Annotated in this window: 15 protein-coding genes; 6 read left to right on the forward strand and 9 right to left on the reverse strand. The window is 44.1% G+C overall.

The genetic code is table 11. From position 1 onward, the window contains the following. Positions 1 to 6 precede the first annotated feature (6 nt). The 3 genes from MHB80_RS29075 to MHB80_RS29085 all read left to right on the forward strand — a co-directional run bounded on the left by MHB80_RS29075 (position 7) and on the right by MHB80_RS29085 (position 2,767). Positions 7 to 894 (forward strand): sugar ABC transporter permease, encoded by an 888-nt coding sequence (locus MHB80_RS29075; RefSeq protein WP_341280184.1) that lies wholly within the window; start codon positions 7 to 9, stop codon positions 892 to 894. Further along, a complete protein-coding gene (locus MHB80_RS29080; RefSeq protein ID WP_341280185.1) occupies positions 891 to 1,697 on the forward strand; it encodes a carbohydrate ABC transporter permease in 807 nt (268 codons plus the stop codon). The genes MHB80_RS29075 and MHB80_RS29080 overlap by 4 nt, the downstream gene beginning before the upstream one ends. A 377-nt stretch (positions 1,698 to 2,074) precedes the next feature. Next, positions 2,075 to 2,767 (forward strand): aquaporin, encoded by a 693-nt coding sequence (locus MHB80_RS29085; RefSeq protein WP_341280186.1) that lies wholly within the window; start codon positions 2,075 to 2,077, stop codon positions 2,765 to 2,767. Between the two features lie 123 nt (positions 2,768 to 2,890). Here the strand turns inward: MHB80_RS29085 and MHB80_RS29090 are convergent, their stop codons facing one another. From MHB80_RS29090 to MHB80_RS29115, 6 genes are all read right to left on the reverse strand, one after another. Continuing rightward, entirely contained in the window at positions 2,891 to 4,006 is a 1,116-nt protein-coding gene (locus MHB80_RS29090) for a response regulator (RefSeq protein WP_341280187.1), read from the reverse strand. After that, the gene (locus MHB80_RS29095; RefSeq protein WP_341280188.1) at positions 4,003 to 5,736 is read right to left on the reverse strand and encodes an ATP-binding protein; all 1,734 of its coding nucleotides are present in this window, start codon (positions 5,734 to 5,736) and stop codon (positions 4,003 to 4,005) included. The genes MHB80_RS29090 and MHB80_RS29095 overlap by 4 nt, the downstream gene beginning before the upstream one ends. A 302-nt stretch (positions 5,737 to 6,038) precedes the next feature. Continuing rightward, positions 6,039 to 9,629, reverse strand: a complete 3,591-nt coding sequence (locus MHB80_RS29100; RefSeq protein ID WP_341280189.1) for an S-layer homology domain-containing protein — start codon at positions 9,627 to 9,629, stop codon at positions 6,039 to 6,041. Positions 9,630 to 10,256: 627 nt separating this feature from the next. Beyond that, positions 10,257 to 11,684 (reverse strand): NAD-dependent malic enzyme, encoded by a 1,428-nt coding sequence (locus tag MHB80_RS29105; protein WP_341280190.1) that lies wholly within the window; start codon positions 11,682 to 11,684, stop codon positions 10,257 to 10,259. Positions 11,685 to 11,730: 46 nt separating this feature from the next. Beyond that, the gene (gene aspA, locus MHB80_RS29110) at positions 11,731 to 13,152 is read right to left on the reverse strand and encodes an aspartate ammonia-lyase (protein WP_341280191.1); all 1,422 of its coding nucleotides are present in this window, start codon (positions 13,150 to 13,152) and stop codon (positions 11,731 to 11,733) included. Positions 13,153 to 13,176: 24 nt separating this feature from the next. Further along, complete coding sequence (locus MHB80_RS29115; protein WP_341280192.1) at positions 13,177 to 14,442, reverse strand: cation:dicarboxylase symporter family transporter; 1,266 nt, start codon at positions 14,440 to 14,442, stop codon at positions 13,177 to 13,179. A 196-nt stretch (positions 14,443 to 14,638) separates the two neighbouring features. Here MHB80_RS29115 and MHB80_RS29120 point away from each other — a divergent pair, with 196 nt between their 5' ends. Both MHB80_RS29120 and MHB80_RS29125 read left to right on the forward strand, forming a co-directional pair. Then, positions 14,639 to 15,952 carry a sensor histidine kinase gene (locus MHB80_RS29120; protein ID WP_341280193.1) on the forward strand — a complete coding sequence of 438 codons (1,314 nt, stop codon included), beginning with the start codon at positions 14,639 to 14,641 and terminating at the stop codon, positions 15,950 to 15,952. 4 nt (positions 15,953 to 15,956) lie between these two features. Then, entirely contained in the window at positions 15,957 to 16,886 is a 930-nt protein-coding gene (locus MHB80_RS29125; RefSeq protein ID WP_341280194.1) for a DNA-binding domain-containing protein, read from the forward strand. A 486-nt stretch (positions 16,887 to 17,372) separates the two neighbouring features. Here the strand turns inward: MHB80_RS29125 and MHB80_RS29130 are convergent, their stop codons facing one another. After that, positions 17,373 to 20,882: an SIR2 family protein gene (locus MHB80_RS29130; RefSeq protein WP_341280195.1), complete on the reverse strand. Its 3,510-nt coding sequence runs from the start codon at positions 20,880 to 20,882 to the stop codon at positions 17,373 to 17,375. Between the two features lie 575 nt (positions 20,883 to 21,457). After that, positions 21,458 to 21,802 (reverse strand): helix-turn-helix domain-containing protein, encoded by a 345-nt coding sequence (locus MHB80_RS29135; RefSeq protein WP_341280196.1) that lies wholly within the window; start codon positions 21,800 to 21,802, stop codon positions 21,458 to 21,460. 164 nt (positions 21,803 to 21,966) lie between these two features. On the opposite strand from MHB80_RS29135, the gene MHB80_RS29140 reads away from it, so the two are divergent. Next, entirely contained in the window at positions 21,967 to 22,320 is a 354-nt protein-coding gene (locus MHB80_RS29140; RefSeq protein WP_341280197.1) for a DoxX family protein, read from the forward strand. 82 nt (positions 22,321 to 22,402) lie between these two features. On the opposite strand, the gene MHB80_RS29145 is transcribed toward MHB80_RS29140, so the two are convergent. Then, complete coding sequence (locus MHB80_RS29145) at positions 22,403 to 23,365, reverse strand: MBL fold metallo-hydrolase (RefSeq protein ID WP_341280198.1); 963 nt, start codon at positions 23,363 to 23,365, stop codon at positions 22,403 to 22,405. Positions 23,366 to 23,400 lie beyond the last annotated feature (35 nt).

Here is a 23,400-nt window from a genome sequence, read left to right on the forward strand (position 1 = left end):
CCACGCATGTGGCCCTATCTTTTCGCCCTGCCTTTCGTGCTGACGTATGCGGCATTTCAATTGTATCCAGTCCTTTACTCATTCGTGCTCAGTCTGCATGACTGGAATGGCATAGGTGAGAAGACGTATGTCGGCTTTAAAAACTATGTACAGCTTTGGACGAATGACCCTTTGTTTATTAAATCCTTGTGGAACACCTTGATCATGATGGCTATGTTTATTCCAGTAACCTTGATTCTAGGGCTCACGCTGGCGTATTGGACTTTCCATTTGACGCGTGGCAAGAGATTATTTCAGACAATCAATGTATTACCATATATTACGACACCGGTAGCCATCGGCTTTATTTTCTCTTATTTGTTCGACTGGCAAACGGGAATCGTGAACCTGCTCCTTACGAAAGTCGGACTACTGGACGAAGCGTTTTACTGGCTTCAGGACCCATGGGGCTCCAGAGCGATTATCGCTCTAATGGTCATATGGCGCAATCTCGGGTATTTTATGATTATTTTCATGGCCGGCATGACGGTCATTCCGCAAGACGTATACGAAGCCGCTAAGATGGACGGCTCTACAGGGCTTCATACCTTCCGTAAAATTACAATGCCTCTGCTTCGGAACATTATCGTATTTCTCGTCGTTACATCCGTTATTAACGGCTTGCAATTATTCGATGAACCGAAGCTGCTTTATGGCGGATGGTCAGGCTCGGCCCAGGTCGGTGGTCCTGACAATACAGCACTAACCATTATTTGGAAATTTGTGGATGAGTCATTCGGTTCCAATACGCGTTTCGGCTACGCTTCAGCTATTGCCTACTCGCTGTTCTTGCTAATCGTCTTATTCTCCATTCTAAGCTACAAACTTACCGCACCTAAGGAGGACAAACGATGAAAGCAGCCAGCATGTGGTTTTGTCTAATTGTCATCTCCCTGCTCTCGCTATTTCCGTTCTATATTATGATCGTAATGGGAACCCATTACAGCGAGGATCTATTCAAAGGGATTCCTATCCTTCCAGGCAGCTATTTGGGGGAAAATCTGAAGACGGTACTGCAGGCCGACTTTATCAAAGTATACGGAAACAGCTTAATCGTATCCATTGTATCCGTCGTGCTAGCGACATTTACAAGCACACTGATCGGCTACGCCGTGGCGAAGTTTGAATTTCGCGGACGCAAGCTGCTCCAGACCTTCGTTATCATCACCATGATGGTGCCGACCCAGGTTGGATTGATCGGTTATATTATCGAAATGAGACATCTCGGCGTCGGCAATACACTGTGGCCGGTCATTCTCGTATGGGCAGCATTCCCGTTCGGTGCATTTTTCATGATCCAATTCATGCGCGATTCGATTCCGAACGACCTGCTGGAATGCGCGCGCATTGACGGCTGCTCGGAGCCTGGTATCTTCGTCCGCATCGTGCTGCCCATTATGAAGCCGGGTTTGGCAACGCTGGCAACACTGGTGTTCCTATGGTCGTGGAACAACTACTTGCTGCCTCTCGTCACAATCAACAAATCCGAATGGTACACGCTCCCGATTTTCATCTCGAATTTAGGCATCGTGCATCGGACTGATTACGCGGCACGAATGACCGCACTTACAATGACGACGATTCCCGTCCTGATTTTATTTATCCTTGGTTCCAAAACGTTCATGAAAGGCTTGACCGCTGGAGCGGTTAAAGGCTAGACGTTATTGGCAATATGACTTTAGCTCCCCCTACAGCAACAGGTTTTATGACAAACCTGTCTGCCGCAAGGGGAGCCTATTCGTTATTTTTCTAACTTTAGAAAGGTATCCGCCATCCACTTATCAAAATAGAAGGGCAGCTCCAGCTTATTGTCAAGGTAGGTAACAGATATTTAAAGCCCTCCTCAATTAATATCCCCTATTCCATAATACTCCACTGCCGAGTATTCCAAATCCATCTCATGGATGAAATAAGGCACCGTCTTTGGTTGTATATGAGAAAATAGGGAGCTCTGCCTTTCCCGCTCGATGTTCAGTTTTTGTAAATATGCCTCCTTTATAATCAAAAGGATATTTAATCATTGGGAGGTAAGTTGATGAACGCGTCATTCAAAAAGTATGCTGCCGAATTCTTTGGAACATTCGTACTTGTTCTGTTCGGCTGCGGCAGTGCCGCTACAGCGGGAGGTGAGCTTGGCTATTTGGGCATTGCATTGGCATTCGGTCTGTCTATTGTGGCAATGGCCTATGTCATCGGTCCGATATCCGGGTGTCATATTAACCCCGCGGTTTCACTTGCCATGCTTATTAGCCGCAAGCTAACGGGGGCGGATTTCATTGGGTATGTGGTTTCGCAAATCGCTGGTGCTCTTGCTGGCTCTGCCATTTTGTACGCAATTATTGTGTCCGCAGGCCTGCCCACAACGGGGCTTGGTCAGAATGGCTTTGGCCCTGGATACGGAATCGGGATTTCAGCGCTGATGGCATTCATAGTCGAAATCATCTTAACCTTTGTATTTATTTATACGATACTGGGCGTCACCTCCACTGAAGGCAATGGAAATGTAACAGGCCTCGTTATCGGACTGACGCTCGCATTTGTGCATATTCTTGGCATCGCCTTAACCGGAACGTCCGTCAATCCGGCAAGAAGCTTGGGCCCGGCATTGCTGCTTGGCGGCGAAGCGTTATCCCAAGTGTGGGTGTTTCTTATTGCCCCGCTTGCCGGCTCGGTACTGGCCGTTGCCGCTTACAAGTGGCTGAACAGCCCTAAGGGGAAGCAAGCCTAATATGTTTTTAAGCTCGTTTTGAGGAATTTCGGGAGGAGAGGGCTGTGGGGATATTTTCCAGCAGCCCTTTTTTTACGTGTATTTTTCCATAAAAAAAGACCCCCTCAATAGATGAGGAGGCGATCACTGATACCATTTATAAATCTGAAGAAATTCCTCTGAAGGCTGCAGGCCAAGCTCATTAAACAACAATTGCGTATAGTGCTCATAATAGCTGCTTATGGACTGCCGATCCCCCATAGCCACGAGAATTTTCAGCAGCAGCAGATTTGATTCCTCTTCAAATTCATTGCGCGCTACGATTCTTCTCGTTATTTGCGCCGCTTCTCTAAATCGCTTCTGGTCCAGCAGCCAGCTTGCAAGGCGCTTAGCCAAGGAATCATAGATAATGGCTAGTCTCTCCCGCTCCACAGCTGCCCACTCAAAGGATTTATCATCAAACAAATCGCCAGCAAATTGCTTCTCCAGCTCTATAGCCGTCTCTGCATTGGAAGCATGAATTTCATATAAAGCCTTCGCCTGCTGCTCAAACTGGATAAAATCGACATCGGCATGATCCAAATCAACCCGATACTGCTCTTGCGCTGAGATGACCACCTCTTTCAACCCATGCGGTGACAAGACTTTTCTAAGCTGGTATGCCGCTGTACGGAGATACGTTTCTGCATTTTTAAGAGGCATTTCCGGGAACACATCCTCTAAAATACGGGTTTTAGAGGTGCTGCGGCCATGATTGATGAGCAAATAAGCGAATAATTCCATGCTCTTTTTAGAAATCCATCTTACGTCACCTTCTTGCCTGCTGCTTACCTCGAAACACCCTAAGCCGCGAACCACTAGTTGATTAGTCGTAAGATCCTCCGCAGGATGGGAAGAAGCGTCCTGTCTTCTAGCCGCTTGTGTAATGGTCTTGGCCAAGCGCTTTCGGGAAATTGGCTTAACCATATAGTCCAATGGATAAACATCGTAAGCTTCAATGGCAAATTCAGAGTGGGATGTCGTAAATACAATATCCAGCTTAGCACGAAGCGAACGCAAGCTATGGGCGAGCTCGAGACCGTCATCCCCAGCTATCCTGATATCTAAAAATGCCAGTTCTACGTCATTTGCCCGAACGAAGTCCAGCGCCTCAGCAGCCTTCTGGAAGCTTCCCACAAGCTCTACGTCGTCCATAGTAGACAACAGCCGCTTCATAGCAAGCAGCATGGCCGGCTCATCGTCAACGATAACCACCTTCATCGCTCTGTTCCGCCTCTCACGCTGAATTGAAATAGGCTTCCTTGTCCTAATTTACTATCCACCCATAAGTTTCCCCCGCCTAATTTGACAAACTGCCGGCTTACAAGCAGCCCTAATCCCGCTCCCTTTTCTCCTAAAGTGCCCGTCAATGAGTCCAGCTGCTGCTCACTAAGCAGCCTGTGAACCTGATCCTCATCCATTCCAACTCCATCATCGCGGACTGAAATGATCACCATATCCTCCGATAACTCGGCCCCTATATGAACGGACCCGCCCAGCCCAGTAAATTTAATTGCGTTGGATAACAAATTGCGGATAACTAAGCCAAGCACCTGTTGATCAGCATATACATAAGTCTCTGCAGCAATGGTGTGATGTACATTTATTTGTTTAGCCTCGCTAGTAATATGCAGCAGATGGAAGCATTCCTCTACAATCTCAGACAGCTCCAGCAGCTGTGGCCGGAGGGTCACGTCTTCCCGCTGGCTGCGAAACCACTCCAGCAAATTATTGGCTATGCCGAGTGTATTACGGATCTGGCCACCCAGCGCCTCAACGATTTCCCGGTGATCGCTCTCCATTCTGCTTCTGTCTTCTTCTAGAAGCTCCACTAGTTGAAATTGCAAGGCCAGTGGACTGCGAATATCATGCGAGACGATTGTAAACAGTTGATCCTTCAGCTGGTTAAGCTGTGCGATCTGTTCCAAATGGCGCTGCTTCTCTGTTATATCGAAGATAAGGGAAATACTGCCCTGCGTATGCTTGCTCTGCTTTTGCAGCGGATATACGTTTATGCTGTAAATTCTCCTCTCGCCATTGAGCCAAGTGTCAATCTCCACACTGCCCTGCTGCATAGACATGCATAACTTCTGCCATTGCGGCCATGGTGCTAGCAGCTCCGCCATTCCCCGGTCATAAATCTCGGCATGACCCAGCTCAAAAAACCACTGAACAGCCTTTTTATTGCTGTCGATAATCTTTCCTGAAGCATTCGCAATCAATATACTTTCCTGAAGCGTATCGAGCACGGCATCCCTGGCATAAGGAACAATAGAGAAAAACTTATACCGCATGGCAATGATCATCATGATCATACCTGTAAATCCACAATAAACCGAGAGCCTTAGCAGCCATGACGACATTTCCGGATTCACGAATTTAATAATCTCAAGCACCAGCGGCAATGATCCTAGACCTAGAACCCACATGCCTGGCTTGCGAAAATCATCTCGAATATTTCGCACATAATGAATTAAAAAATAAATACATACAGCCACGATGCTGTAACAAAAGAGCGTAAATAGGATGGAATAAATGGTTTTTGTCGTTATTAATTCGCCATTATAGAGCTCAATCGTGCGAAAAATCAAGTGAAGCTCGGGGTCGAACCATACCAGCAGCGACCATAGCACGAATACCGTGAACAGCAGCATTTTCCATCGAAGCTTAATAACCTTGTCGGAGCCGATTAAATAATACACAAATAAAACTAAGAAAGGCACCATTAAATTAAGCATCGTATGCTGAATATTACGAAAAACCAGCTTTTCCAGTAAGAGGGAACGGTTCTGCTCCAAAATGATAGCACCAGAGTAAATCATTCGGCATACCGTCAAACCGATGAGATAGCCCACTCCGCGCACTCTTCTAAAACCATACTCCGATAATAAAATAATTCCCATCATTATCAATGAAGCAATCATAGAGACTAGCTCTATTGTGGAATCCATATGGAAGTTCCTTCTATATTTGACATAGATAGAATAATGAATTTCTACTCTCTTCATACAGTATACGAATACGAAACCATAGAGCGCAATATATGCCGTCTCCTATTTCAACAAATAAACCAATTATTCGACAGCACGGGATGGGGTCTGAGGCCTCAGCGTATATAGAAAGTCAAAAAAAGACTGGCCGAGCCTATCATTAATTAATGATAGGCCCAGCCAATCTAATTTATAAATCGGGGGATGGGCACTGCAGCATCGGGGGATGAGTACTGCAGCCTATTAAATAAAGATTTGTTTGATTAATAAAGAATGTTCCAAAGCCGCAACAGCAAGGCAGTAGCTTCGGCTCTAGTTGTCAAACCGGCTGGCACAAATTTATTGCCTTCCCGGCCCTCTATCAGCCCATTCGCACGGGCATTGTAAACATGTGCTTTAACCCAGGCCGGAATGCTTGCATCATCGGTAAAGGAAGCACCTTCCTGAGTGTCAATCTCCCACTTCATTGCCCGGGAGACCATGGCGGCCATTTCGGCCCGGCTTACCGTTTGCTGCGGCCTTAGTGTCCCGTCGGAATACCCTTCGAGTATGCCCTCAGCTACTGCTGTCTGAACCGCCTGTTGGGCCCAGACTGGAATACTGTCCTTATCGCTAAAGGGCATCGTAATCGTTTCATTGCCCACTGGGATTTGAAGGGTGCGAAGCAGCATTAGAGCAAACTCTGTCCGAGTTACGTAGCCATTAGGCACGAAGGTTTCGGCACTCATACCCTCCACAATTCCAAGCTTCGCTGCTTCGCAAATATTTGATGAAGCCCAATGATTATTAATATCTTCAAAGGTACATGAATTGCCTGCGTTCCCATTATCGGAAATGCGATTAATCTTTAACGTATACGTTTTTATCGTTCCATCCTCAGCTTGAACCGTGATGGCGATACTATTTTCTCCCACTGCTAAAGGAACAGTCTTTGTCTTAATTACGAGTTCTCCCAGCAGCCTAGCTGTTGCCATGGCATGAGCAGGTGCCATCTGCAGCTCGACTTCTTTGGCATTCGTACTCGTTATATACTCCGTAGTCACGGGTGCAAATATTGGCGATAACTCTACAGCCTTACCGCCTGCAAAAACGTTTAAGTACGCCAGATTTGCATTGCTAGAGCGCGTTACGGATGGTGAGGTAGGTGACGTTGGTGTGGTTGCTGCGCTCACTACGCTAAAGCTTGCAGCTGCTGCATCAAGCACATTTCCATATTCATTTTCCACCTCGCCCCCAGCCACATGCACGCTGTACAAGCCAGTGTTAAGCGTGCTGTTAAACGTCAACGTGTAGGTTAGCAAAGACTCATCATACGTTGTCGTATAAGAGGAAAAGGCTTGCCCTTCCTTCGTCATGCTGATCAGAGGCTGCGCATTTGCAGAAGTAAGCAGAGCGCCATCACGGATCCAATATACCGACTCGCTCACAGTCACGGAGACTTGGGCTGGCGGCACAACGAATGACTGCTGATCGTTAAAGCCACTGAATGCAACGACGGGTTTCGAGTTATTATCCTGTATAAAGGGATTAGATACGGCATCGACCACATTGCCTACTTTGTCTAAGGCTCGAATGTGCAAGTACCAGTCGCCATTACCATTGGTCTGGCTTAATGTATCCTCGTTGCTGAAAGCCGTCCAGCCTCCGGTCGGAACAGCTGTGCCTTGCGTCCACGCATACAGCAGCGAGGAAGGCTCCACGCCGCTTTGCGTATCACTCACTGTGACTTTGCTTGAGGCGCTTCCTGCTGGCGTTAATCCTCCATTTATGCTGAATGCTACCTCTGGTGGAGATGAATCGATTTCTACCGTAATCTTGTACGCTTGGTTAGGATAGAAATAAGGCTCGACGCGAACAGGAATAATTGTATACGCTATTGCTCCCGCCACATTGATTGTTGCCGCATTGCCGCTCGTTATAGATTGATTATTCACATAGACCAAAATTTCATCTGGATCTGTCATCGTTGGCGTTATATGGGCACTGGATATCGATTGCCCATCATAATAATAGGTGTACGATGTGACGGAAACGTCAAAGGCTTCCGTAAAATCCCCTTCTTGCAGCTTCAAATCAATCAGCTTGCCCGGTACGGTGCTTTGCCCATAATCGTCGTTCCCCCAGGCAATGACGCTTCCATCTGCTTTTATGGCAAGTGAATGCTCAGCTCCAGCAGCGATGGACACCACATTTTGGAGGCCAGCCGGTACGCTAATCTGACCGCTAGCATTGCTTCCCCAAGCGACGACGGTTCCGTCCGCTTTTAAGGCAAGTGAATGGTCAGCTCCAGCAGCAATGGACACGACTTGGTCCACTCCAGCCGGAACTGTGCTTTGACCACTATCATTATTCCCCCAGGCAACGACCGTGCTATCCAATTTCAAGGCTAGCGAATGGTTGTCCCCAGCAGCAATGGACATGACTTGATCCACTCCAGCTGGCACCGTGCTTTGACCATCATTATCTCTTCCCCATGCAATGACCGTATGGTCCGCTTTCAAGGCGAGCGAGTGGAATTCTCCTCCGGCAATAGCAAACACATTATCTAATCCAATCGGGACCGTGCTTTCACTATAAACATTGCTGCCCCATGCGGTAATCGTGCGGTCCACTTTCAGCGCAAGTGAATGATTGGCTCCTGCCGCAATCGATGTTACATTTTCAAGTCCGACAGGAACGGTACTTTGACCATCGCTGTTGCTTCCCCATGCAGCGACGGTGCCGTTCGATTTCAGCGCGAGCGAATGACTAGCTCCTCCAGCGATCGACTCCACACTTCCCAGTCCAGCCGGTATCGCACTTTGACTATCGCCATTGTCTCCCCATGCGGAGAGAGTTCCATTCGATTTCAAGGCGAGCGTATGGGACCCGCCCGCAGCAATTCTGCTTCCTTTAATGGGGGAAGCATAGCCTGCCGGAATGTTCTTCTGTCCATTCCCATTAGAACCCCACGCAACGACTGTGCCATCTGCTTTCAGAGCAAGTGAATGAAACCAGCCGTTAGTAATTGCAACCACATCATTCAGTCCCGCAGGTACATCCGCCTGTCCTGCACCATTTTCTCCCCATGCAACAACAGTCCCATCCGCTTTCAGGGCCATTGCAGTCGACCTGTTTGCAGAGATCGATACTACTTTACCATCTGCTGCATCAGTGGGTATTGCCGCTTGACCGCTTGAATTAAGTCCCCATGCGACGATCGATCCATCCGATTTTAATGCTATCGCAAAAAAGGCTCCTGCGGCGATGGACACTACGTTACTCAGACCAGCAGGGACATTCGATGTGGGATTATTCCCCCATGCAACAACCGTGCCATTCGTCTTTAATACGAACGAAGCCTCTTTTCCGGCAGCGATTGAGACCACATCAGTCTGTGCTTCTGGGGGTATGCTCAAATGATCATAGGCATTATTGCCCCACACCACGACCGTACCATCCGCTTTCAAGGCGAGCGAAGAGCCTCCTCCTGCAGCAATGGCTTTTACCCCCCCCGCTGCTAATTCATTCGGAATTGTCGTTTCCCCTCCGTTATTGTTTCCCCATCCGACGACTGTGCCATCTGCTTTTAGGGCGAGCGAATGATCACTCCCAGCTGCAACAGAGATGACATGGGCAAGGCCGATCGGCACATTCGTTTGGCCCACATTATTGTGTCCCCATGCGACGACGGTACCATCCGCTTTTAACATGACGGAATGGTTAGCTCCTGCGGAAATCTGTACTCCCTTCACGCTTCGCATGCCCTCTTGTGCTGCATTAACGGTATTCTGCCCATAGGGTGTAAGCAATCCCATTAACAGCACGAGGATAAGTACAGGGTAAACCATCTTTCTTGCTTGATTAAATAACAATATGTACACCTTCTTTCATGCCAAAAATTTTGGTTGAAATTCCCTTGTTGAAATTTTAACAAATCCCCGTGAAAGAATAATGAAAGACTTTTGGCTAGGTCCCGAAAGAAGCCAGCGTTTAAACTTCAAACCTCTACTATCGGGAGTGGCATAACTTGGAGGACACATCAGCCGCTATTTCAACCGAATCACTGGTTTGGGTAAAGGCTGCGGACACAGGAACAGCTAATGTGCTGCCTACCTTCATTTTGAGTGGAATGTGAGAGCAATAGCGAATCTCCTGTCCGCTTACGACCTGAAATGGGATTAAGAGCTGGAATAGCGGAAGCTCAGTCCGCCGAAAAAGGAATGAGCTTCCAAAACTGCGTGGTCTCCGTCACAGTGCTTTCTGTAGCTGTAGGTCTCTGCACTCCCGATAAAACTATCATTGAGATTTTGAAGGAAAAGCTGCGGCAGGGTACAAGGTAGATTTTGAAAACGGGTCTGCATGATCTGGGTGAACCCGTTTTTACTGGCTAAACGATAAACGATAAAAAGCAGTTATCACAAAAGAACGCTTTTGTGATAACTGCTCGTATGAGTAAGCTTCGCAACGCACCGTAACAGTGGCAGTAACAGTGGCAGAATTTACTCTTTATTGGAGTCTCTCAATCTTTTTCGGGCAACTCCGGTATTATAGGCCGCTTCTATAACCGCCTCTCTTACCTTCTCCACTACCTTCTGGTTGAATACGCTCGGAATAATATACGTTTCGCTCAATTCTTCATCCGTCACAACGGATGCAATCGCCTGAGCGGCCGCAAGCTTCATCGCTTCATTGATTTCACTCGCCCGGCAATCCAAGGCGCCGCGGAAAATGCCCGGAAAGCACAGCACGTTATTGATCTGATTCGGCTTGTCGGACCGCCCTGTCGCCATAACTCGAACGTAAGGCTCGGCCAGCTCCGGATCGATCTCCGGTACGGGGTTAGCCATTGCAAAGACGATTGGGTCCTGCGCCATGGACTGGACGTCTTCGACCTTGAGAATATTCGGAGCCGATACGCCAATAAATACATCCGCGCCCTTGATCACTTCAGACAAGCTGCCTGTTTCCAGATGCGGATTCGTTAGCTCGGCAAATGCCGTCCAATGAGGATTGCCATACGAGATGCTCCGATTAATGGCGCCTTCGCGGTCCACACCAATTAAATTGCGCACGCCTGCGGCCAAAAGCATCTTCGAGCAAGCAATGCCCGCTGCGCCGATACCATTCACAATGACCTTAATATCCGACATTTGCTTGCCGGTAATCTTGAGCGCATTGAGCAGCCCGGCCAGGATGACTACAGCCGTTCCATGCTGGTCATCGTGAAACACGGGGATGTCCAGCTCCCGCTTCAAACGCTCCTCGATTTCAAAGCAGCGAGGTGACGAAATGTCTTCCAAATTGATGCCTCCGAATGCCGGAGCAATGGCCTTTACGATGCGGATAATTTCTTCGGTGTCCTTCGTATCCAGGCATATCGGAAAAGCGTCCACACCAGCAAATTCTTTGAACAGCATGGCCTTGCCCTCCATCACCGGCATGGCCGCCATCGGCCCGATGTCACCAAGCCCAAGTACGGCCGTTCCGTCAGAAACAACGGCGATCATATTGCGTTTGATCGTCAGCGAGTAGGCCTTATTCGGCTGTTCCGCAATCGCTGTACAAACTTGGGCGACACCGGGGGTATATACCCGCGATAAATCATCACGGTTTTTCACCGGAATTTTGGAGGTAATCTCAATTTTACCGCCCAAGTGCACAAGGAAGGTCCGGTCCGACACATGAATGACTTTAACGCCTTGCAGCTTCTCAAGCGATTCGACAATCTGCTTGCTGTGTGCCTGATCGGATACGTTAACGGTAATATCGCGGACGGTGCTCGTACGGCTCGACGAGATAACGTCAATTCCCACGATATCCCCGCTTATCCTTTCAATCGCGGCGGCGATATCGCCAAGAGAAGTTAGTTGTTTATCAATTTGCAGCCGAAATATCATATAGGTGCTGGCACCATTTGTTACGGACATGTCGCTCTCTCCTTTTTTGGTCACTCTATTTATGAAAATGGCTTTTTTATCTCTGGTCCAACAGCTCGACTCCCGCAATGCCGGGGTTTGTCATCTCATACGGATCGAGTATGATTTGGAGCTCCTCTTCCGTCAGCACATTGTAAAGCAGGCATAGCTCACGAACCGGACGGCCTGTCAAAATCGCTTCGCGCGCAATTCGGGCTACGACCTCATAGCCAAGATGCGGGTTGAGCGCAGTGATAACCCCGACGCTTTTCTCCACATACTCTTTGCAGCGCTCCACATTCGCTTCGATTTCCTCCAAGCAATGGGCCCTGAAAACTTTGAATACTTGATTCATCATGCTGAGAGATTGCAGCAAATTAAATACAAGCACAGGCTCCATGACGTTAAGCTCCAGCTGCCCGGCTTCAGAGGCCAAACAAATCGTATGATCATTGCCGATGACCTGGAACGCCACCTGATTAACGACCTCCGCCATAACCGGATTGACCTTGCCCGGCATAATGGACGAGCCCGGCTGGCGGGCAGGCAAATTCAATTCCCCGAATCCGGCACGCGGCCCGGAAGCCATCAAGCGCAAGTCGTTGGCGATCTTGGACATGTTGATCATGCATACTTTGAGCGCAGCGGATACCTCCGTATATGCATCTGTATTTTGCGTAGCATCGACTAAGTGTTCTGCATTAGTAAGCGGCAATCCGCTAAGCTCGGCAAGCGATTCAACGACCCGCTTAATATAGCGGGGATCAGCATTGAGGCCGGTTCCGACAGCTGTTGCTCCCATATTGACCTCGTACAAATGGCCGCGGGTTTGCTTAATCCTTTTAATATCACGCTCCAGAACACGGCTGTATGCCTCAAACTCCTGCCCAAGACGAATAGGTACGCCATCCTGAAGATGTGTTCGTCCCATCTTGATAATGCCGTCGAACTGCACAGCCTTTTTTCGAAAAGTCGCCAGCATTTCCTCCATCGTCGCAAGCAGCTTCTCAATTAAAACAAGCGTTGCAATATGAATGGCCGTTGGAAAAGCATCGTTGGTCGATTGGGACATATTCACATGCGTATTGGGGCTGACTTTAAAATAATCGCCTTTGATTCCTCCAAGCAGCTCGATCGCCCTATTGGCGATGACCTCATTGGCATTCATATTAATGGACGTGCCCGCTCCGCCCTGTATCGGATCAACGATAAATTGCTCATGCCATTTGCCGTCCATCACTTCCTTCGCTGCTTGCATAATCGCTCTTCCAGTGTCCGGGTTCAGCTGTCTAATCTCCATGTTTGCTGCAACCGCCGCATGCTTAACGATGGCCATCGCACGAATCAACTCTTCATGAATGCGGTAGCCGGTAATTGGAAAGTTTTCTACCGCTCGCATCGTTTGAATACCATAATAGGCGTCTTCCGGCACTTCTTTAGAGCCAAGAAAATCTTTTTCGATTCTGAAATGAGCTGACATTGGACGTTCCCCCTTGTTATGAGCTTATGAACCCTTTTTAATTGACTCTAAATATCGCTGCCCTTTATCTCGATCATATTGTTTCTCCCATTTCGCCATTACAACCGTAGCGATGGAATTGCCGATAACATTGACGACGGTCCGGGCCATATCCAGAATCCGGTCAATACCTGCGATAAACGCAAGACCTTCGAGCGGAATGCCTACAGATCCAAGAGTGGCTAGCAAAACAACGAACGAAGCGCCCGGCACCCCGGCAATGCCCTTCGAGGTTAGCATCAGAACAAACACCAGCATAATTTGAGAGCTGAGCGGCATGTGGATGCCGTACATTTGCGCAATAAACATGGCGGTTATCGCTTGATATAAGGTAGACCCATCCAAATTGAACGAATATCCAGTAGGTACGACAAAAGAGGTGATCGCTTTCGGCACACCGAACTTCTCCATTTTTTCCATCATTTTAGGAAGCGCAGTTTCAGAGCTTGCAGTTGAGTAAGCTAATATGAGTTCATCTTTCAAGATGCGAACGAATGACATTAGACTGGTTCCGCACAGCTTCGCAATCAGGCCTAGAATAAGCACTACAAAAAGAAACATTCCAACATACACGGCCAGTACCAGCTTCCCCAAAGGAAGCAAAGAGGCGATGCCAAATTTGGATACCGTCATGCCGATTAATCCAAAAACCCCAATTGGAGCAAATTTCATAATTTGGTTCGTTACCCAAAACATCGATTCGGCGAGTCCTTGAAAAAAAGCTAAAACTGGCTTCCCTTTTTCACCGATAGCAGCAATACCCAAGCCTAAAAATACCGAGAAGAATATGATGGCAAGCATGTCACCGGCTACTAATGATTCAAAAATGTTTTTCGGAACGATATTTACGAATGTATCCATAAAGCTGTGGCTGGTCACCTTTTCAGTCGCTTCCACATATTTCGTAATGTCCGATTTGGCTAGCCTATCCATATTAACCCCAGCCCCAGGCTGAAAGATGTTCGCGATGATCAGGCCAAAAACAATAGCGGCCGTCGTGACGATTTCAAAATAAAGAATCGTTTTTCCGCCCAGCCTGCCGAGCTTTTTAATATCCCCTACACCCGCTATTCCGACAACCAAGGAGGAGACGACAATCGGCACGACAATCATTTTAATCAAACGAATGAAAACATCTCCCGCTGGCTGCAAGTAGCTTTCGATGGTTGGGTTGCCATAAAAAATGGCCCCTACAGTCACCCCTAATATAAGGCCGACTAAAATTTGAAAAGCCAAACCAAATTTTTTCATTCTGCTTCCCCTTTTCTATAGTTATTAAGCGCTTTCATTTTGTGTAGTTTCGGTGTTTCTTTGAATGGTCTCATTGTACAGGCAAGCTACACAAATCTATTCGAATCTACAAATTCGTTATAAGAATTTATAAATTTCGGCATAATGAGGAGACAGAAGGGTTCTTTTCACGAAGGAAAATGGGAAATGATGTCGAATGTCTGTTACGTCATGCAAGAAAGGGGGCTGGGATGCAGCATTGAGAGACAAATGGCTTTTGCTTCTGCTCATGGTTGTTTCGGTGCCGCTTGCGGGGGAATTGAATTTTTATCCGTTTCATAATGATTTTCGGGTCAGTCTGGGAACACCAGCCTTCTTTCTGTTTTTACTCTGGCTAAGGTTTCCTTCCCCTTTTGTCTCCGGCCTGCTTGTCGGCGCCGCGGTTACCTTTTTTCGCACCGGGCTTGAGGTGGCCATCGAACCGGCCAGAAGCTGGGACGCTGCTTTTCTGCACCACTATCCGGTATTCTTCTATTATTTGACCTATGCGGTGGCATTTAGAGCTGTACGACTGAATCGTTATCATAATCGCCCCATTATTCTCGGTTTATTAGGCGTGACGATTGAAATTGCTGCATCGCTCACAGAGCTGCTGATACGCTATTCAGTTACGGAGCAGGTCGTGAGCTTCTCTACTTGGAATCAAATTTTACTCATCGGGATTTTTAGAAGCTTCTTTGTGCTTTCCTTATTCAATCTCGTCATGCTGCGGCAGTCGAAGGCGGCCGAAGAGCTGACGCGCAAGGAAAATGAGAAGATGCTGCTGCTCATATCGGAGCTGTATGAGGAATCCATTCAATTGAAGAAAACGCTGCACAATGCCGAGAATATCGCTCGGGACAGCTACGGACTCTATCAATCGTTAAAAGCTGAACATCCCGCGCCGCTTGAAGAGCTGGCTCAAAAGGCTCTACAAATTGCGGGACAGGTTCATGATATCAAAAAGGACAACCAACGCATTTATGCCGGACTGTCCGGCTTAATCACGCACGAAAGCGAATATATGCGGGTGGAAGCCTTAGTCGATATTGTTCTACGATCCAATCAGAAATATGCCCGCTCGCTCGGCAAGCAGATCGATTTCTCATTGCACACGGAGGGAGTCTTTCCTTTGTGTCACGTATATGTTTCTTTGTCCTTGCTCAATAACCTAGTCGTGAATGCCGTTGAAGCATTGAATGAAACAGGCACTATTCGAATCGAAGTTAAGCGGAAACAGGAATCCGTTGTTTTCAGCGTAGCCGATAGTGGCCCGGGCATTGCACCCAAGTATCAGGAGAAAATCTTTATGCCCGGATATACGACGAAATACGATGAAGCCGGCACTCCCTCTACGGGCATCGGCCTTGCTTACGTCAAGCAAGAGACAGAGCGTCTGCTCGGAACCGTCCGAGTTCAAGCTGGCAGCGATGGAGAGGATACTATTTTCACGATCACACTGCCTGTCGATCAAATAGGAAAGGAGGAGTAGAACGATGCGTTTCTTTATTATTGATGATGATCCGGCCGTACGCTCCATGCTGGAGCAAATGATTGAGGATGAGGATTTAGGAAGTGTTGTAGGCGAAGCGGAAGACGGGGCGCATGTCGATCATACTTTGCTCGACCTCAAGCAAGTGGATATTGTGCTGATCGATTTGCTGATGCCCATTCGTGACGGCATAGAAACCGTTCGAGCCATATCAAGCAGCTTCAAGGGAAAAATCATCATGCTATCTCAAGTGGAATCGAAGGATATGATCGGCAAAGCCTATTCCTTCGGAATTGAACATTATATCACCAAGCCCGTCAACCGTTTGGAATTCATTTCGGTTATCCGCAAAGTTTCTGAGCTGCTGCGTCTGCATCAATCGCTTCGAGATATTCAAAAATCGCTCAGTTCTCTAGGCTTAGGCGGCGCATTAACAGAGAAAGACCCGTCATCCAATGATAAAAGCATCATCACTTGCGGAAACTACGTTTTATCGGACCTTGGGCTAATCGGCGAAGCCGGCTGCAAGGATCTGCTGGAGATGCTCGATTATTTGTTCCGTTATGATCGCGATCATCCATTGGAGCAGGGCTTCCCTTCGCTTCAAGAAACCTACCAGCAGCTCGCCCAGAAGAAGCTAGGCTCTGCCGCTTCTGCACCCTACTTGAAAAAAGAGGGCAAAGCCGCCGAGCAGCGGGTACGGCGGACGGTGAATCAGGCGTTAACCCATTTGGCCTCTTTAGGGTTGCTTGATTATGCGAATCCAAAGTTCGAGCAATACGCGAACAAGTTTTTTGATTTGAGCGATATCCGCAAACGGATGAAGGATTTGGAGAATGAAGAAGCTGATTCCGCCAGCTTGATCCGCCAAAACACCAAGAAGTTCATTCAAGTGCTTTATTTTGAAGCTAAAAAATTAATGGACCAGCGGTAAACGAAAAGCAATATTTCGCAGACAACATAGGAAGCGTGCTGGCTGTTCAACTGGCTGCCCAAACCCTTCATCGAATGGGCTGGTCATTAACACCAGCCCCTCCTTCCTTTTTTGACCCTTGCATGAAAACAGAAAAGCAGACTAAAAAAGCGTCAAAAACACAGCTCTGTGCTTTGACGCTTAAACTACTACTAACTATTTATTTTTGCTTGACGTAATCTGCCAACGATGGCCAGTTGGTAGTACACATATACCCCTCGCTCTAAACTTTCCGGTGTGGATACTATAATGTCAAAAACATTCCATTTGTTATAGGGACCCAGATAACACTTGAAACAGCTTGCCATTGCCCGACCATATGCCTAATGCTACAGCCAATTTAGGTACAAACAATCCGCCAACAGCCATGGCCATTAAACTTTCCCATTCTCCCGCAATAAGAGCCCCACTGCCCGTCAAACACGCCAAAACCGAAAATAACTATTTTTAGTGTATATATCTCTCTTTATATTCATGTAAGTACCATTCCGCTTGAGTTTTAAGCGGAAAATCCATTAGGTCATCATCATATTTCTGCTTAACACTATTTATTAAACTATTAAATTGAAATACTTGAAATTTATATTTGTGCTCTTTTGCTAAAATTAATCCTTTATTAAACCAATCATTCATTTCTGATGAATTAATATCTCTCAAATACTTAGTGTAAAAATAAATTGCTTCTACATAATAGTAACTAATGTGCTCTAGTTTCTCTATTGCTTTTTTGTAAAACTTTACCGCTTTATCTTCATCATTCTCAATAAACGCTTGCATTAAGCTCTTCAAACCTAATGTATAAGGATTAGTAACTACTAATTTATTTATAGTTTCATTATCTACAAACCCCCATTTCGCTTTGATATAATTAGTTTGCATAATTTCCATGTATTCTTTCTTATATAAACTATTAATAAATTCATCTAATTCACTAATATTTAATGTACCTAAATTTAATGAGACCTCAAAAGTAAAAAAATCAATTTCCCTATTCACGCTCATCATTAACTTATATTCTCCAAGAGAAAATAATAACTCCTCCATAATTCGGGTACGATATTCATAAAAATTTGTATCTATTAAATATTCTATTATTGAGTACCCATTTTTATATCGATATACTGCTAGTGCATGTTTTATTAATAAAAATCCTATTTCAGAACTCAAATCGATACTTCTTAATTTATCAATCGGTAATAATTCATTTAAGAACATATAAGATTCTTCAAAATAACCCCTGTAATACCTCGAACCTTCAGTTATTATATCAATATATAATTTCCCATTTACAATATTATCGAAATGGTTCTTCACTTTATTTAGTTCTACGCAAAGATTTTCAGTATGTTCTATTTTACTAAAGAAAAATACTAATGATTCAATAAATAATATTTTTCTCATTTTATCTTCTTCAAATTTATCTATATAACTTATATTTTTCAGAAAATTCTCTGAATTCTTATCAAAGATTAAAAGAGTATTTTTTCGATTTTCTTCTGAGAAATTACTTAAAAACATTATTAAAACTTCATTCAACTGAAATGCTCGTTTATAATAACCAGATTTCTCTTCTGCGGTTCTATTATTAAACTGATATTCGGCAAATCTGCCGAGTATAGACTGAAGTTTAATAAACCCTTTATTTATTTCTATAAGAGATTTATTCTCAAGACCATTAATCTCTTTGTCAGTAATTTTATTCTTATCCATTTTAAACTCGTCTTTTTCAAAGAATGTCTTGATATTTTGCATATGAATTCCATCCGGAAACAACGAAAGGATTTCAAATAGTATTTTCTCCTTAGAAGTTAACCTTTTGTAAGAGTAGGAGATAGACTGAAACAGTGACTTTGATCTTTCGATATTTTTATCCGTCAACCCATCAAATATATCTGTATATTCAGAGTCAGTAATATTAAAAAAGTCATCAACTAACTCCGTTTTGAGAATGGGCAAATTTTTCCCTTTAGGAATAACTCTAGCAACAATTTTTATGGCTAAAGGGTTATTGTTTAATAGATCTCCAAGAATATCCTCTTTTAAAATCTTCAAATCAAAATCACTTATCGGAGACAAGTAAAATGTTTGAAAAAGCTCAAGAGCCTCTTCCGACGTAAACGCTCTCAATTCATGACGTTGCTCATATTCAAATCCAATCCACTCTCTTGAAGTTACTACAACTACAGAATACTCACAAATAAAATTTATAATATCTTTTATTTGCTCTGATTGTTCAATATAAAGCATCGGCTCAAAATTATCCAGTATAATTAATGCATTCATTTTCATCTGATTTTGAATAACATGTTCTTTAAGATTAATAGAACTATCTAACCCAAAACATTGAGCAATTTTATACTCAAATGTTTTATAATTATCAATAAATTCGCAATCAATAAAATAAATCCCATCTCTGAAATGATTTCTATTGAACATTTCGATTGCTGCTTTTTTAATTATTGTAGTTTTCCCAATACCTCCAGAACCTTTTATAGTTAATATTCTCTCATTAGTCTCAAGTACTTTACGAATGATATCCTCTAAGTCAGTGGTTCTACCAACAAAACTAATTAAATTTTTTGAGTCAATGAATTCGGATAGTTTACTCTTATCCTGTCCATTTTTTATATTAATTTTCGCCTTACCCTTTTCTGCCTTCATAATTATTATTTTGTTCGGGTTATATATAATACAGTTTTCAATCTCATCTATTTTCCCTTTTCGAAAAACTTTAAAAATTAAACTGCTTAAATCTGTGCCCCAAACTCTTACGATAGGATAAGTAACTATCTCCTGATTTTTTTTGGGTGCCTTATCAGTGTAAATAAACACCCCCTTTAGTTTTTCGTATAACACTAAATTCTGTTCAATCTCTTCTAAAGTCATAAACTTACTTTTTAAATATACGTCCTCTACTACATGCTTATTTTGCATTAACTTAGTGAATATAAATATGTAGTCATATTCCTCTAAATCACGAAGGTTTTCTTCAGATAAGTAGTAAAGGTCAACTTGCATTTCGAACTTACTGAAATGATTAACTATTTTGTCAAATGAAAAGCCACAAGCAATATCAATAGGTGAAGCGATTAATATTGCAACTTTCATTAAACCTGTATCAAATTGAATTTTTTCTATATTATCAATCTCTTCTGTTACACTCGCACTGACTCGAGAAAATGAATCTTTTTGTACCAATAAACTATCTAAAAAGCTAGTTAGCCCTGACTCCCAATCCATTATCTTTATTGATTCAACTCCATATTCTTCAAATCCTTCATTCTCTGTAGTTACAATATAGTGATTTCCTGTTAATCCCTTGTATACTGTACTTATATACTCAAATTGTTGCTTTACATATGGATCCGAAAAACTAAATCCTATAAAAATAATTGTTTGATCAGATATTATAGTTTTTAATCTTTCAATAGCAGCTCCATTATTTCCATACAAATCTTCGTAATCATCTTTAAATAGGATGCATTTCCCTGGGTCTTCTATACAGCCATGCAACTTAAAAATATAATTGGATAGATTCGATAAATTCGCTATATGATAGTTATTGTCGAATTGGATTTTTTTAAAACCTGTTGCTGTCTCCAACGCTCTGTCGTAGTTAGTTGTAATAATTTTTTCTGAGATTTTACCTATTTTTTCGTGTGCACTTAGTTTGCTTAAATCACTAAACTGTCCATCAAATACTCTATTAAGCACACCAAATATCTCTCTTTTTTTATCTTTAATTTTTTCCAATACTTCAATTTCCGTAAAAAACTTATTTTTAAGTACTTCAATCATTTGGTTATATTTTGGATCATACTGTGATAAGTCCTTTAGAAATTCTACTATTAATTCACTCCAGTTAGGAAAGCCTAGAGGTTTTGAAAAGCCGGAACCAATAAAAAAAACTAGCTTATTTTTCTGAATAGCATCAATAATTTGAGGGTTTATATTCATTACTGTTTACCTCTTCCTATGATAGTCTTCTCATTATTATATCAATGTAAGTAAGGTAGAATACATTATTGGCGATAACTTTTCCAAGATAACAATTTCTTCAACTTCATACCCCACACTAATAACCAGGATTTTTCTTTGAAATGGCGCAAAATATCTATATTTCCCTATATTAGAGTTATTATAATTTTTATTAGTAGGGAGAAGTTAGATAATAAACGTGATATTCAATGAGGAAAATGTCGATACAATAATTGTAAGTGTTTCTATAGATGCAAAGAACCATATGAAAACTGTAGTAGAATTTAATATAAAGCTATTAGGTCTCTTTCTTTAAAATAAACTACTTACAGTATTTCCTTTTCTTAATTACTTCTAATGGAATTATATCAAAAATAGGTTTATGATTCTACAATGTAGCACAATCTACTCAACTTGCTGTCACTTAATAGTACGGATTACCAAACTCTATCTGTAACAGCAAGTTTTTGAACACCTTAACAGGTGCCCCCTCGGCATTATTTAACGCTTGCCGGGCTTATATAACCGCCACCCGCCATCGTTTTTCACCCAACTTAATCCCCTGAACGATCTTCCCCGTGCAGCTCAATCATATGCTGGCTATGGGTCTCTCCCCAATCGTTAAGTGCCTGTAACACCGTGCTTAAGCCTTTGCCGTATTCTGAAATGGAGTATTCCACTTTCGGCGGAATTTGGTTATACACCTTGCGATAAACGATATCGTTATATTCAAGTTCTCTTAATTGCTGCGTGAGCATCTTTTTATTGATATCCGTTATTGCTCTTTGCAGCTCGCTGAATCTCATGATGCCGTTCGAAATAAGCTGAAGCAGAATGACTGACTTCCATTTCCCCACTAAAATATCCAGTGCCGATTCAAACTTGCAATATGATTTCATTAAAAGCCCCCCATTTCCTCATTTCCTTATGCTTGGTTATGTTTGGTTAAGGTAACCTTTTGTTAACTATGTTTAGATAAAGTGCCTACTTCCTTAAATCATTGACCAAGGTCTATTATACCTTTAGCAAGTAGCGAAAAAGTAGTTAGGAGGCAGCATTATTCATGAATATCGCGTTATGGATCGTTCAAGGTCTAGCAGCACTGGGTTTTGTTTACTCAGGATGGTTGAAGGCATTTCAGTACGAAAAAGCCAAGGCTTCTTGGGGATGGGTAAAGGACGTTTCAAAAGGGTTTGTCGTTTTTATTGGATTAGCAGAATTACTCGGTGCAATTGGAATCATTCTGCCTCAAGCGACAAATACCTCACCGGTGCTGACGCCAATTGCCGCAACAACACTTGCCGTAGTTGTTCTCTTCGGTGCCCTCTTTCACATGAAGCGTAAGGAATATCGAGAAATTAGCGTGAACCTTGTCTTTTTCGCATTCGCTGTATTCGTTGCGATCAGTCGTTTTTAGGTAGTCGTTCTATCAAATAAAAACAACATCCCATCCGAATATTAACGGAAAAGGATGTTGTTTGGGGGCGTTTAGCGTTAACTTATGGCCAGGAAATTTCACCTTTGATTACCTGAGCGCTCGTTTCCAAGTCACCTGTATTTTTGAAGTCTGGATGAGCCTTTTCCATCGCCGCAATCAGCTCTTTAGAATCTTTGGCCTTCTCTGCCGCAGCTTCAAATTCTGCAATATAGTTTCGGGTAAAGGTTACACTGGCTGCATCTCCGGAGCTCTCACCTAGGTAATGACCAGGGATCACCCGTTCCGGATTCAATGCAACAATTTGGTCCAAAAGCTCGCGCCAGTGATCACGACTCTCTGGAGTCTGGTTGTCTGCCATCCACACATGCACGTTTTCGTAAATTGGAGCACCGCCAAGGACCGTCTTTTTGGAAGGTACCCAAAGAACCGTATGAGACGGATCTGAACCGTCCAAGCCAATCACCTGTACAGCTTCGCCATCTACAGTTAGCTGATTCCCATCAAGGACATCAGGAATAATCTGCGCGGTCGGGGCGTTTTCTTTCAGGAGAGGATTCCAATAGTCGTTCTTGATCTGAATCGTTGCTTTAATTCCTTCCACAGTGGCTGGTGTAGCGACGATCTTTACATCAGGGAATGCGGAACGGATCTCCGACAGACCAAAGTAGTAATCTGGGTCCTTATGGCTGATATAGACTGTAGTCAGTTTCTTTCCGGTGTCTCGAATCATTTTGACCAATTGCTCAGCATCGTTCTTTTGGAATTGGGCATCGACGAGCACCAATTCATTCGGCCCTTCGATAAGGCTTGAAGAGACAGGGAAAATACTGCTTTCTCCTGGATTGAATGTCGTAATCTTAAGATCCACCGCCGGTGCTTTATTTTCTTCGCTCGCGGTGTTCGTGGTAGCCGTCGCAGCATTCGTTTCAGTATTCGCCGTACTTGCTGTACCCGAGCATGCGCTAAGTATGAACATAAAACAAACTAACAAAATAACTCCAATTGATGATTTCTTGCTTAACATTTACAAAACTCCCTCTCTTTACAAACTAAATATTC

The organism is Paenibacillus sp. FSL H8-0537, assembly GCF_038051995.1.
GTDB lineage: Bacteria > Bacillota > Bacilli > Paenibacillales > Paenibacillaceae > Pristimantibacillus.